The organism is Spinactinospora alkalitolerans (assembly GCF_013408795.1).
Lineage (GTDB): Bacteria > Actinomycetota > Actinomycetes > Streptosporangiales > Streptosporangiaceae > Spinactinospora > Spinactinospora alkalitolerans.
The window spans coordinates 5043581-5056879 of the sequence record NZ_JACCCC010000001.1 but is presented as its reverse complement, the minus strand read 5'-3'; the positions used below and the strand labels follow the sequence as shown (position 1 = coordinate 5056879).

General features: G+C 71.1%; 11 protein-coding genes. 10 read left to right on the top strand and 1 reads right to left on the bottom strand.

Annotation, left to right across the window (positions count from 1 at the left end):
- Positions 1 to 66: 66 nt before the first annotated feature.
- A complete protein-coding gene (locus HDA32_RS22500; protein ID WP_179645096.1) occupies positions 67 to 2052 on the bottom strand; it encodes a glycosyl hydrolase family 18 protein in 1986 nt (661 codons plus the stop codon).
- A gap of 453 nt (positions 2053 to 2505) precedes the next feature.
- Between HDA32_RS22500 and HDA32_RS22495 the strand changes: the two genes are divergently transcribed.
- From HDA32_RS22495 to HDA32_RS22450, 10 genes are all read left to right on the top strand, one after another.
- The gene (locus HDA32_RS22495; protein ID WP_179645095.1) at positions 2506 to 3033 is read left to right on the top strand and encodes a MarR family transcriptional regulator; all 528 of its coding nucleotides are present in this window, start codon (positions 2506 to 2508) and stop codon (positions 3031 to 3033) included.
- 233 nt (positions 3034 to 3266) lie between these two features.
- A complete protein-coding gene (gene icmA / locus HDA32_RS22490; RefSeq protein ID WP_179645094.1) occupies positions 3267 to 4970 on the top strand; it encodes a coenzyme B12-dependent isobutyryl-CoA mutase large subunit in 1704 nt (567 codons plus the stop codon).
- A 77-nt stretch (positions 4971 to 5047) separates the two neighbouring features.
- On the top strand, positions 5048 to 6004 hold the full coding sequence (locus HDA32_RS22485) for a tetratricopeptide repeat protein (protein WP_179645093.1): 957 nt from the start codon (positions 5048 to 5050) through the stop codon (positions 6002 to 6004).
- 365 nt (positions 6005 to 6369) lie between these two features.
- Positions 6370 to 7077: a cytidylate kinase-like family protein gene (locus HDA32_RS22480; protein ID WP_179645092.1), complete on the top strand. Its 708-nt coding sequence runs from the start codon at positions 6370 to 6372 to the stop codon at positions 7075 to 7077.
- A 201-nt stretch (positions 7078 to 7278) separates the two neighbouring features.
- Entirely contained in the window at positions 7279 to 8670 is a 1392-nt protein-coding gene (locus tag HDA32_RS22475) for an NAD-dependent malic enzyme (RefSeq protein ID WP_179645091.1), read from the top strand.
- 277 nt (positions 8671 to 8947) lie between these two features.
- Positions 8948 to 9532: a YqgE/AlgH family protein gene (locus tag HDA32_RS22470; RefSeq protein ID WP_179645090.1), complete on the top strand. Its 585-nt coding sequence runs from the start codon at positions 8948 to 8950 to the stop codon at positions 9530 to 9532.
- Between the two features lie 56 nt (positions 9533 to 9588).
- Positions 9589 to 9834 carry a DUF3039 domain-containing protein gene (locus tag HDA32_RS22465; RefSeq protein WP_179645089.1) on the top strand — a complete coding sequence of 82 codons (246 nt, stop codon included), beginning with the start codon at positions 9589 to 9591 and terminating at the stop codon, positions 9832 to 9834.
- 341 nt (positions 9835 to 10175) lie between these two features.
- On the top strand, positions 10176 to 10961 hold the full coding sequence (locus HDA32_RS22460; RefSeq protein ID WP_179645088.1) for a class E sortase: 786 nt from the start codon (positions 10176 to 10178) through the stop codon (positions 10959 to 10961).
- A 7-nt stretch (positions 10962 to 10968) separates the two neighbouring features.
- Positions 10969 to 11256: a hypothetical protein gene (locus HDA32_RS22455; protein ID WP_179645087.1), complete on the top strand. Its 288-nt coding sequence runs from the start codon at positions 10969 to 10971 to the stop codon at positions 11254 to 11256.
- Between the two features lie 98 nt (positions 11257 to 11354).
- On the top strand, positions 11355 to 13073 hold the full coding sequence (locus HDA32_RS22450; protein ID WP_179645086.1) for a DEAD/DEAH box helicase: 1719 nt from the start codon (positions 11355 to 11357) through the stop codon (positions 13071 to 13073).
- Positions 13074 to 13299 lie beyond the last annotated feature (226 nt).

Below are 13299 nucleotides of genomic sequence, written 5' to 3'. Positions count from 1 at the left end.
GCCGCCGCGGGGGAGGGGTCCGGGGGAGAGGAGAGGATCTCCCCGGACCCGTTGGTCCACCGTCGGTCAGGAGCCGTCCAGGGCCCCGTCGACGGCCGTCATCAGCGACCCTTGGGCGTCGTCGCCGTCCAGCGACCACGCCATGATCCCGCCGAGGCCGCGGTCCTGCGCCCACTCGACCTTCTGGCGCATCGAGACCTCGTCGTCGTAGGTCCAGAACGTGCTGCCGTCGTACAGCCAGGCGGTGCCGGCCGCGTCGTCGCGGTGCAGCGTGTAGCCCTGGAGGTCCTTGAGGTTCTTCCAGTCGTCGATCCCGTCCTCATAGGGGCCGGGAGCGGGCCCGGTGGCCTGCTGGAACAGGCCGTCGCCGTTGGGGCCGGCCGGGACGCCGGTCCAGCCGCGGCCGTAGAAGGGCACCCCGAGCACGAGGTCCTCGGGATCGGCGCCGCGGTCGATCCACGCCTCGATCGCGATCTCGGCGCTGAAGGCGCGCGGTCCGGGGTCGCCCTCGACCAGCGTCAGGTTGGACTGGTGGTTGGCGGTGTCCTCCCAGCCGCCGTGGAAGTCGTAGCCCTGCACCGTGACGAAGTCGAAGTCGGGCATGATCTCGGCGACCTCGAAGCCCGCGTCGACCTTCTCCGGGTCGGCCGGCATGAACGAGGTCAGCTCGAAGGTCCGCCCGGTCTCGGCCTCCAGCGCGTCCATCTGCTCCCTGAACTCGGCGACGAGCGCGGTGTAGTTCTCCTTGTCCTCGGGGCGGAACGTGTTGTCCGGGTGGCCTTCGGAGCCGGGCCACTCCCAGTCCAGGTCGATGCCGTCGAAGACGCCGTAGGCCGATCCCGGGCCGCCCGCGCCGTCGAAGACCGGCAGGTTCCCGCGCAGGAACATGTCGATGCACGAGCTGACCATGCGCTCCCGCGACTCCTGGGTGCGGACCGCGTCGGAGATGTTCTTGGACCAGGTCCAGCCGCCGATGGACAGGTTGACCCTCAGATGCGGGTGCTCCTCCTTCAGCTTGCGGAGCTGGTTGAAGTTGCCGCGCAGGTCCTGGTCCCAGGTGTCGGCCACGCCGTCGACGCTCTCGTCGGCGCGGAAGGACCGGCCGTAGTCGGCCCAGGCGTCGCCCTGGCCGAGCTGGTTGGCCTGGAAGCACTGGCCGTTGGTGTTGATATTGGCGAAGGCGTAGTTGATGTGGGTCAGCTTCGCCGCGGTGCCGCTGGTGTCGATGTCCTGGACGAGGTAGCCGCGGTCGTAGATGCCCCACTGGGTGAAGTAGCCGACCCTGCGGTCACCGCCGGGGCCGGGGCCGCCGCCGTCGTCGCCCTCGGCCGTGCGCACGGTGACGGGGGCGCTGGGTTCGGAGCGGTTGCCCGCGGCGTCGTAGGCCCGCACGGTGAAGGTGTACTCGGTGTCGGGGTCGAGCCCGCCGACGGTGGCCGAGGTGGTGTCTCCGACGACGGAGCGCGCGACCTCCCCGCCGAGCAGGACCTCGTAGCCGGCGACGCCCACGTTGTCCTCGGAGCCGGTCCAGTTCAGCGTGACGGCGTTGCCGGTCACCCCGGCCTCGGTCACGCCGGTCGGGACCGACGGGGGCTCGGTGTCGTCCTCGGAGGGGCCGCCGGCGCACGGTGCGCCGTTGAGGGTGCAGCTCACCGGCTGGGTCTCGCCGCCGGAGAAGACCCCGTTGAAGCCGATCCCGTACTGGCCGCCGGCCGGGACGCTCGCGCCCCAGGAGGGCGGGGTCAGCGTGTAGGTGTCGCCGGAGCGCTCCATGGTGGCGTTCCAGAGGCTCCCGACACTGGCGCCTTCGGGCAGGGTGAACTCGATGGTCCAGTCGGTCAGCGGGGCCGAGGAGCCGTTGTCGATGGTGAACTGGCCGCTGTAGCCGGTGTCCCAGCGCGCGCCCTCGCTGTAGACGACGGTGACGTCGGCGGCGTCGGCGGAGGCGGTGGTGGGCGTCAGGAGGGCGAGCGGGGCGGCCAGGAGGGCGAGGACGGCCGCTGCGGACCATCCGTGTCCGCGGGCTCTGCGGGGTCTGCGGAGTGTTCTCACGTTCTTGCGTCTCCTACTTCATCAGCAGGGCGGGGGATCGAGCGCCGCCGCGCGGGGCGGCGGATCGGATCGGACGGTGACGTGTGACGACCCGGAGGTCGGTCGGTGGAGTCAGCGGGGAGGCGGGGGATGGGCGGGGAGCAGGCGGCCCGCGAGCGTGCGGAATCGGGCCGGTCCGTGGACATTCCATGTATGGGTGCCGTTCTGACCGGCTCTTTCTAATTTTTAGGAAACTTAACTATTAGTTTCCCGAGGGGTCAACGACACTCCGGTCCTTTTCTGTGCCGCGCCGCTTTGAGTGAGATGCCGGACACATCCGGTGAGCCCGCGCGAGCTGGGATTTCCGGCTCCGGGGCGTTGCCGGGGGCGATTGTGGCCGAAGTCGGCCAGCGCGTCTCTCTTGACGGTCGGGGGTTTCCGTGCTTTACGCGGGTGGGTCGCTAAAGTGTGCGTGTGGGAAACCCGCTGAACCTTCCGTTCGACCCCATCGAGCGCGCCCATGAGAACTGGACGAACCGGTGGGGCGCCTCGCCCGCGATGGCCGCGGTCACCTCGGTCATGCGGGCGCAGCAGATCCTCATCGGCCAGCTCGACGCGACCCTGAAACCCTACGAGCTGACGTTCGCGCGCTACGAGGCGCTGGTCCTGCTCACCTTCAGCTCCACCGGCGCGCTCCCGCTGGGCAAGATCGGCGAACGGCTGATGGTGCACCCCACCAGCGTCACCAACACCATCGACCGACTGGAGCGCCAGGGGTTCGTCCGGCGCCTGCCCAACCCCAGCGACGGCCGGGGCACGCTCGCCGAGATCACCGACTCCGGCCGCGAGGTCGTCGAGCACGCGACGCACGACCTGCTGGCCATGGACTTCGGCCTCGACTGCTACTCCGACGACGAGCTCTGGCAGCTCCACGCGCTCTTCAAGAACCTGCGCGTGAGCTTCGGCGACTTCCCCGACGAGGACTCCTCCCGCCGGTCCTGACCGGTGTCTGACGGTCGGGTCCGCGCAGGGGGGCGGCTGTCGCAGTGCGCGCAAGCCGTCGGCGGCGCAGCAGGTCCGACCCCTGGAGACCCCGCCCACCTCGTGGCCGCGCTGGTCAGACCTCGATGAGGCCACCGGCCTCGTTCCAGGCGGTTTGAGGCCGGCGGGTCCGGGACCGGCGGAAGGGCGGCCCCTCACTACCCAAATTTAGTTGGAAGTCCTACTATCAAGGTATGGCTGAGGACATCGAGGCGGGGCGCGCCCGCTGGCAGGCGCGCTACGACGCGGCGCGCAAGCGCGACGCCGACTTCACGACGCTCTCCGGGCAGCAGGTCGACCCGGTCTACGGGCCGAGGAAAGGGACCGAGACCCCCGGATTCGAACGCATCGGCTGGCCGGGGGAGTTCCCGTTCACCCGCGGCCTGTACCCCACCGGCTACCGCGGCCGCACCTGGACCATCCGGCAGTTCGCCGGCTTCGGCAACGCGGTGCAGACCAACGAGCGCTACAAGATGATCCTCGCCTCCGGCGGCGGAGGGCTTTCGGTGGCCTTCGACATGCCCACGCTCATGGGCCGCGACTCCGACGACCCCCAGGCGCTGGGCGAGGTGGGCCACTGCGGCGTGGCCGTCGACTCGGTGGCCGACATGGAGGTCCTCTTCGACGGCATCCCGCTGGGCGACATCACCACCTCGATGACGATCAGCGGCCCCGCCGTCCCGATGTTCTGCATGTACCTGGTGGCGGCCGAACGCCAGGGCGTCGACACCGGCACCCTCAACGGCACGCTGCAGACCGACATCTTCAAGGAGTACATCGCGCAGAAGGAGTGGCTCTACCCGCCCGAGCCGCACCTGCGCCTCATCGGCGACCTCATGGAGTACTGCGCCGAGAACGTCCCGGCGTTCAAGCCGCTGTCGGTGTCGGGCTACCACATCCGCGAGGCCGGGGCCACCGCCGCCCAGGAGCTCGCTTTCACGCTGGCCGACGGCTTCGGCTACGTTGAGCTCGGCCTGTCGCGGGGCCTGGACGTCGACCGGTTCGCGCCGGGCCTGTCGTTCTTCTTCGACGCCCACATCGACTTCTTCGAGGAGATCGCGAAGTTCCGCGCGGCCCGCCGCATCTGGGCCCGCTGGATGCGCGACCGCTACGGCGCCACCAGCGAGAAGGCCCAGTGGCTGCGCTTCCACACCCAGACCGCCGGGGTCTCGCTGACCGCGCAGCAGCCCTACAACAACGTGGTGCGCACCGCGGTCGAGGCGCTCTCTGCGATCATGGGCGGCACGAACTCGCTGCACACCAACGCGCTGGACGAGACGCTCGCGCTGCCCACCGAGCAGTCCGCCGAGATCGCGCTGCGCACCCAGCAGGTCCTGATGGAGGAGACCGGCGTCGTCAACGTCGCCGACCCCCTCGGCGGCTCCTACTACGTCGAGGCGCTCACCGACCAGATCGAGGCCGAGGCCGAGCGGATCTTCGAGCGGATCCTGCACATGGGCGGCGGGGACTCGGGTGCGGCCGAGCACCCCATCGGGCCGATGACCTCGGGCATCCTCGCCGGCATCGACAACGGGTGGTTCAGCTCCGAGATCGCCGAGTCGGCGTTCCAGTACCAGCAGGCGCTGGAGAAGGGCGAGAAGCGCATCGTCGGCGTCAACTGCCACACCGGCACCGTCTCCGGGGAGCTGGAGATCCTGCGGGTCGGCCACGAGGTGGAGCGCGAGCAGAAGCGGGCGCTGGCGCGGCGCCGCGCCGACCGCGACCCGGCCGTCACCGGGTCCGCGCTGGCCGCGCTGACGGCCGCCGTGCGCGACCCGGCCGAGCGCAACCTCATCCCGCTGATCATGGACGCGGTGCGCGCGGAGGCCACCCTCGGCGAGATCTGCGGGGCGATGGGCGAGGAGTTCGGCACCTACACCGAGGACCCGCGGTTCTGACGTGATCGGTGGCCGCCGGCCGTGTCGCCGCGCCCGGCGTTGACCGTGTTCGCGTCGGATGCGGCAGGATGGAGGGTATGCAGCCTTCGGACTTCTCCATGCAGAGCGCGGTCGACCTCGGAGCTCGCAAGGCGGCCTTGGAACGCGAGGCCAAGCGGCAGGCCGAGGCGGCCTCAGGCACCGCCAACCCGTACGCGGTCGACGTCACCGAGGAGAACCTCCAGAGCGACGTCCTCGAACGTTCCCTTCAAATCCCGGTCATCCTGGTCTTGCTGGCGAACTGGTCCGGCGAGGCCAAACAGGTCGAGCAGGTGCTGGACCGCCTCGCCATCGGGGCGGGCGGGCAATGGCTGCTGGCCAAGGTCGACGCCGAGGCCAGCCCGCAGCTCGCCCAGGCCCTGCGCGCCCAGGGCGTCCCGGCCCTCTACCTCGCCCTCGGCGGCCAGATCCAGCCGATCGCCGCCGGGGCGATGAACGAGGAGCAGGTGCGCGAGCTGCTCACCCAGGTCTTCGGCGCGCTGCGCGAGCAGGGCGTCCTGCCCGAGGACTACACCGGCCTGGGCCCGGCCGAGGGCGGGCAGGAGGAGCAGGACCAGCCGGAGCAGCAGGCGCAGCAGGCGCAGGACCCCGTGCAGGCCGAGGCCGCCGCCGCGCTCGAGAACGGCGACTACGCCGCGGCGGAGGCCGTCTACGTCAAGGCGCTGGAGGCCAACCCCGGCGACGAGGAGCTCAAGGCGAGGCTGGCCCAGGTGCGGCTGGTCTCCCGGGTCCGCGACCTCGACGCCGCGGCGGTCCGCCAGGCCGCGGCCGACGACCCCGAGGACGTCGACGCCCAGTGCAAGGTCGCCGACATCGACATGTACGGCGGCAAGTTCGAGGACGCCTTCGACCGGCTCATCGCCACCGTGCGCCGCACCCGCGACGAGCCCCGCGACCGGGTGCGCAAGCACCTGCTCGGGCTGTTCGAGGTGCTGCCGCCGGGCGACCCCCGGATCGCCAAGGCACGCCGCGGACTGACCTCGGCCCTGTTCTAGATCGTCGACGGGGAAGGCGGGGACTGTTTCCAGGCCCCGCCGACCCGTGGTGGTCTGGTGGGGGTTGTCTCCAGCCCTTGGCCGGGCCCGTGGTGACCTGATGAGGCTGTTGTCAGGCGCCGGCGCGCTGACGGCGGCCTCCCCAGGTCATGCGGTGGTGCACGGAGGACCGCGGCCACAGCCCCCACTCCCATCGGCGATCCGGGGACTGCGAGCCGTTGGTTCGGTGTGTCTCGGCCGAAGAACGCCGTCGACCGTTCGCGTCGGACGTCGGGGGCCCGATCGGCGGACCTCCGGCTAACACCACCCCGACAGGGGTAAGACCTGGGCTGTACGAACGGTGTTCACGACCAGGTGGTGCCCCGATGAAGCACGTGGTGACCATTTCCGCGACCTATGGGGCCGGCGGCAGTCTGGTCGGCCCGGCCGTCGCCCGGCGCCTGGGAGTGCCGTTCCTGGACCGCGCCATCCCCGGGGCGGTGGCCAAGCGGATCGGCTGCTCGCTCGAAGACGCCCTTGAGCACGACGACCGCGCGCCCACCGGCTTCGAGCGGCTGCTGGCCAGCGCGGCCCGGCTGCCCAGCGTCACGCTCGGCAGCATCGACACCACGTTCATCGGCGCCACCGACGCGGAAGGGCGGCTCCTCTACGACCAGGAGTTCGTCGAGCACACCGAGCGCGTGATCAGCAAGGTCGGCTCCAGCGGCGGCGTCATCCTGGGGCGCGCCGCCGCCGTGGTCCTGGCCGACCGGGCCAACGCCCTGCACGTCCGCCTGGACGCCCCCAAGGACCGGCGGCTCGACCAGGCCGTGTCCCTGCGCGAGGCCGGGCGCAACGAGGCGCTCATGCTCGGGGAGAGCGAGGAGGCGGTCGACGCGCAGTGGCGGCCGCCCACCATGCGGGAGCTGGAGGACAACGACCGCGCCCGCGCCGCCTACGTGCGCCGCTTCTACCGGGTCGACTCCGCGAACCCCCGCTTCTACCACCTGGTGCTCGACAGCACCGCCTTCGAGCTGTCGACCTGCGTCGATATCATTGAGCGTCTTGCGCGCGAGCGCGCGGGGGAGGCCTGAGCGCTCCGCTGTGGGGGTTCTCACTCCGCCGGACCGCCGCCGCGCCGGGGATCCCCGAAGCGCGACGCAGGCAGGGGGCCGCGGCCCCCTGCCGCGGGCCCACTGCGCCCGGTCGCGCGCAGGCCAAACGCGGACAATGGCACCATTGGTGGTGCCGCTGAGCCGAGCGCTGCAACTTTAGTGAATAACGAGGAGCTTTACGTGGCCACCCTTCCCAGTGTTTCCTACTCGATCACGGTCCGTCTGGAGCTCGACGGACACGGCAGCGCGGTCAGCAGCCTGACCAACGCAGTCGAGCACGTGGGGGGCATCGTCACGGCTCTCGACGTGACCGCGGCCGGCCATGAGCGGATCCGCATCGACGTCACCTGCGCGGCCCGCGACACCGACCACGCGCAGGCCATCGTGGACGCGCTCGGCGGCATCGAGGGCGTCACCGTCCACAAGGTCAGCGACCGGACCTTCCTGATGCACCTCGGCGGCAAGATCGAGATCAAGTCGAAGGTGCCGCTGCGCAACCGCGACGAGCTGTCCATGGCCTACACGCCGGGCGTGGCACGGGTGTCCTCGGCCATCGCCGCCAACCCCGACGACGCGCGCCGGCTGACCATCAAGCGCAACAGCGTGGCCGTGGTCACCGACGGTTCCGCGGTCCTGGGCCTGGGCAACATCGGCCCCGAGGCCTCCATGCCGGTCATGGAGGGCAAGGCCGCCCTGTTCAAACGCTTCGCCGACATCGACGCCTGGCCGATCGCGCTGGACACCCAGGACGTCGACGAGATCGTGCGCACCGTGCAGGTCATCGCGCCCGGCTTCGGCGGCATCAACCTGGAGGACATCTCCGCGCCGCGCTGCTTCGAGGTCGAGGCCCGGCTGCGCGATCTGCTGGACATCCCGGTCTTCCACGACGACCAGCACGGCACCGCGATCGTCGTCCTCGCGGCGCTGAAGAACGCGCTGCGGGTCGTCGGCAAGGACCTCGCCGAGGTCCGCGTCGTGATGTCGGGCGCGGGCGCGGCGGGCACCGCCATCCTGAAGCTGCTGATGCACGCCGGGGCCAAGGACGTCATCGTCTGCGACATCCACGGCGCCGTCCACAAGGGCCGCGAGAACCTGGACGCCAACCTGGGGTGGATCGCCGACAACACCAACCCCGAGGGCTACGCGGGCGACCTCAAGGGCGCGGTCCGCGGAGCCGACGTCTTCGTCGGGGTCTCGGCGCCCGACCTCCTCGGCGGCGAGGACATCGCCGAGATGAACGACGACTCGATCATCTTCGCGCTGGCCAACCCCGACCCCGAGGTCGACCCCGAGATCGCGCACCTGCACGCCGCCGTCGTGGCGACCGGCCGCAGCGACTACCCCAACCAGATCAACAACGTCCTGGTCTTCCCCGGCGTCTTCCGCGGCCTGCTCGACGCCCAGAGCCACAAGGTGAGCTCCGACATGATGGTGGCGGCGGCCGAGGCGCTCGCCGCGGTCGTCACCGAGGACGAGCTCGGCCCGCACTACATCATCCCCAGCGTCTTCCACTCCGACCTGTCGCAGCAGGTGGCGACGGCGGTGCGCGAGGTGGCGGTGCGGGAGCAGTAGGCGGTGCGTCGCGGGGGTCGAAGGGGGTCGGCCCCCTGGGTGGTGCTGCACTCCGACCTGTCGCAGCAGGTGGCGACGGCGGTGCGCGAGGTGGCGGTGCGGGAGCAGTAGGCGGTGCGTCGCGGGGGTCGAAGGGGGTCGGCTGTCGCGGTGCGCGTAGTGCCGGCGGCGCGTGGTCGTCCGCACCTTGGCGGCTCGTCCGGTCCACGAGACCGCGGTGCGGGAGGAGTCAGGGCCGCGGGGATGGCGGTGGGCGACCTCGGGTAGGGATGGGGGCATGGATCAGCCGAGCCTGACCGGGCACCTGCTGGTGGCCACCCCGTTGCTGGACGACCCCAACTTCCGGCGCGCGGTCGTCTTCATGATCGATGACCACGACGCCGAGGGCGCTCTGGGCGTGGTCGTGAACCGTCCCCTGGAGCTGCCGGTATCCGAGGTGCTGGAGGACTGGGGCGACTACGCCAGCGACCCCGCGGTGATGTTCGCGGGCGGCCCGGTCGGCACGGGCGCCGGGCTGGCCCTGGCGGTGCCGGAGGCCGCGGAGGCGCCGTTGGGCTGGCGTCCGCTGGAGAACGTGGACGCCGACTCGGGGGTCTCGGGCATGGGCACCGTTGACCTGGACGCCCCGGCGGAGATCCTCGGCACCGCGCTGGGCCGGCTGCGGGTCTTCGCCGGCTACGCGGGCTGGGGCGAGGGCCAGTTGTCGGCGGAGATCGAGGAGGGCGCCTGGTACGTGCTCCCGGCGACCGTCGAGGACGTCTTCTGCGCCGATCCCGACGCGCTGTGGGCCGGTGTGCTGCGCAGGCAGGGCGGGGATCTCGCCTTGGTATCGACCTTCCCCGACGATCCCACGTTGAACTGAACGCGAGCGTCGGTCCGGATACCGTGGACGGTGACGCAGGAGGTGTGAGGGACACGATGGTGATGGACGTTTTCAACAAGGTGCTTCCGGAGAGCGAGACCCGGCCCGACACGTCGCACGACGACGGGGACCGCGAGCGCTTCGCGCACTACGTGCAGAAGGACAAGATCACCGAGAGCGCCGTCAGCGGCGCCCCGGTGATCGCGCTGTGCGGCAAGGTGTGGGTGCCCAACCGCGACCCCAAGAAGTTCCCGGTCTGCCCGGAGTGCAAGAAGATCTACGAGGAGATGATGGCCGCCTGAGCGGCGCTCTCGCCTGTGTGAGGGGCGCGGACGACCACCGGTCGTCCGCGCCCCTCGTGCCACCGGGACCGTCCGGAACCGGCCACCCCGCGGGGGATCGATCCACAATTTGCGCCGGGTGGCTGCTGGAGACCGCTCCGTCGCGGTACCCTCCCTTGGACGGATCGCGGCATATGGCCCACTCGCGGGGGAACGCCCTGCGGCACCGCCCGCATTGCCCAAGCGCCGTCCACTGATCACGAGGTCGATTCCTGTCGCACCCGCTCGTCCGGACTCGCACCGGTCCCAGCCCCCCGAGGTGACCACGTTCGGACGGCGGGTCGAATTCACGGGTAGGTCACATGGTTTCCACAACCGACGAACGCCGGTCGAGCAGTCGGGGCGGTCGGCGCCGACGGGGCACGCGCGGTCGGCGCCGCCGACCCGAACCGGCCCCGCGCGGGCGGCTCACCGGCGGCGACGTCGTGCGCGGCGTCTTCAGGACCTTCGGTGAACTGCTGTTCACCGCGGGCCTGATCATGCTGTTCTTCGCCGCCTACCAGGTCTACGGCAAGCAGTTCGAGACCGACCGCGAGCAGACCCAGTTGGCGCAGGGCCTGGAGGAGCAGTGGGAGACGCCCCCGGGCCCCGACTCCGAGCCGCTGCCCGGTGCGGCCAACAGCCGGATGTACATTCCCGACCTCGACATGAACTGGGTCGTCGTCAACGGAGTCAGCCAGGAGGACATCCGCTACAGCCCAGGCCACTACACCGATAACGCCGCGGCGGGCCAGGTCGGAAACTACGCGGTCGCCGGGCACCGCACCCCCGGCATCTTCTGGGACCTGGACCTGCTCGCCGACGGCGACGAGATCGTGGTGGAGGACCGGGAGAACTTCTACACCTACGAGGTCATCGAGTCCCACACCGTCACCCCGGACCAGGTGGAGGTGGTCGACCCCGACCCCTTCGACCCCGACAACGAGGACCCGACGCGTACCCTGCTGACGCTGACCACCTGCGCTCCGAAGTTGAACAACACGCACCGGCTGATCGTCCACGCGGAGCTGACCGACACCCGTCCCAAGGACGAGGGCATGCCCGAGAGCATCGCCGACATGGCCCCCGAGAACGCCGGGCAGGAGTGAGGTAGACGTGTACGGCCTGATCTGGCGCATCCTGCCCGGCCCGGGATTTGTGAAGTTCGTCCTGTCGCTGGCGCTCGTCGCGGGCGCGGCCGCGCTCCTGTGGTACGTGGCCTTCCCGTGGGTCGACCCCTACATGCCCTTCAACGACGGCGCCGTGGAGGTCGAGGGCGCGCCCGCCGACGGCGGCGGGGCTCCCGCGCCCTCGGAGGGCGGCGAGGAGGGCACCGCCGAGAGCGGCGGCGCCCCGGCCGACGGCGCCGACGGCTCCGAAGGGCTGCCCGGCGAGGGGCAGTAGCCGGAAGGGACGGGCCCGGCCGGACGCACCGGCCGGGCGCCGCGCCGGTCTCCGGATCCGGATACCCTCGTCCAAGTGAGCATCTGGGGATTCACGCGATGACGCTTGTCGAGAACAACACGGGTGAACGGCTTCGGGGTCTGCGCGCGTGGCAGCGCGAGGCTTTTGAGGAGTACTTCCGGCGCGAGCCGCGCGACTTCCTGGCGGTGGCCACCCCCGGGGCCGGCAAGACCACGTTCGCGCTGACGCTCGCCAGTGAGCTGCTGGCCCGGCACGTGATCCGCTCGATCACCGTGGTCTGCCCCACCGAGCACCTGAAGAAGCAGTGGGCCGACGCCGCGGCCCGGTTCGGCATCCCGCTCGACCCGGAGTTCAAGAACGGCCAGGGCGCGCTGGGCAAGCAGTTCATCGGCGCCGCGGTCACCTACGCCCAGGTCGCGGCGCACCCGATGCTGCACCGCAACCGCACCGAGGCCCGCCGCACGCTGGTCGTCTTCGACGAGGTCCACCACGCCGGCGACGCGCTGTCGTGGGGCGAGGCGGTCCGCGAGGCGTTCGACCCCGCGGCCCGCCGGCTGGCGCTGACCGGCACCCCGTTCCGCTCCGACGTCAACCCGATCCCGTTCGTCGACTACGTCCAGGACCACAACGGCGTGCGTCGCTGCTCCTGGGACTACAGCTACGGCTACGCGCCCGCGCTGGCCGACGGCGTGGTGCGGCCGGTCATCTTCATGGCCTACTCCGGTGAGATGCGCTGGCGCACCAAGGCCGGCGACGAGCTCGCCGCCCGGCTCGGTGAACCGCTCACCCAGGACGCCCTGGCGCAGGCGTGGCGGGCCGCGCTGGACCCCAAGGGCGACTGGATCAAGAAGGTGCTGGCAGCGGCCGACCGCAGGCTCACCCAGGTCCGCAGCACCAGCCCCGACGCCGGTGGGCTGGTCATCGCCAGCGACCACGAGAACGCCCGCGCCTACGCGCGCATCCTGCGCCAGATCACCGGGCGGGGCGCCACCGTCGTGCTGTCCGACGACCCCACGGCGAGCCGCAAGATCAAGCGGTTCGCCGAGTCCGAGGACCGCTGGATGGTCGCGGTGCGGATGGTGTCGGAGGGCGTCGACGTGCCCCGGCTCATGGTCGGGGTCTACGCCACCTCGACCAGCACCGCGCTGTTCTTCGCCCAGGTGGTCGGCCGCTTCGTGCGGGTGCGCCGGCGCGGCGAGATGGCGTCGGTGTTCCTGCCGTCGGTGCCCACGCTGCTGGAGTACGCGGGGGAGATGGAGCGCGAGCGCGACCACGCGCTGGACCGCCCCATCAAGGAGGGGGAGTTCAACCCCGAGCAGGACCTCGTCGACGAGGCCCGCAAGAAGCGCGACACCCCCGACGCCGGGGAGGAGTTGCCCTTCGAGACGATGGAGGCCTCGGCCGAGTTCGACCGCGCGCTCTACGACGGCGGCGAGTTCGGCGGCGGCGCGCCGGGTTCGCCCGAGGAGGAGGACTTCCTCGGGCTGCCCGGCCTGCTGGAGCCGGAGCAGGTGGCGAAGCTGCTGAACAAGCGCAACGCCGAGCAGCGGGCCGGTGAGCGCAAGGCTCCCAAGGAGGAGCCGAAGCAGGCCCCGGAGCACGAGGTGATGGCCGACCTGCGCAAGGAGCTGAACGGCCTCGTCGGCGCCTGGCACCACCGGACCGGCCAGCCGCACGGCATGATCCACAACGAGCTGCGCCGCGCCTGCGGGGGGCCGCCGATCGCCCAGGCCACCGCCGAGCAGGTGCGCAAGCGCATCGCCAAACTCCGGAGCTGGGCCACCGGGGGACGGTGAACCGGCGGCCTGCGGCCGGAGCCGGAGTCTCGTGACCGGTGGTCGGAGTCCGGCGGTCGGTGACTCGGTGCTGACGGCCGCGGGGTGGCGCTGCGACCGCGAGGAGCACTACCCGCAATCCGGAACCGGGCACCTCCCCAAGGGTGCAGAGGTTGACAAAATCGTGCGCATCACCGCAAGAACACCGTAAATACTGCACGATTAGGACGCGCGGGATCTAGCCATG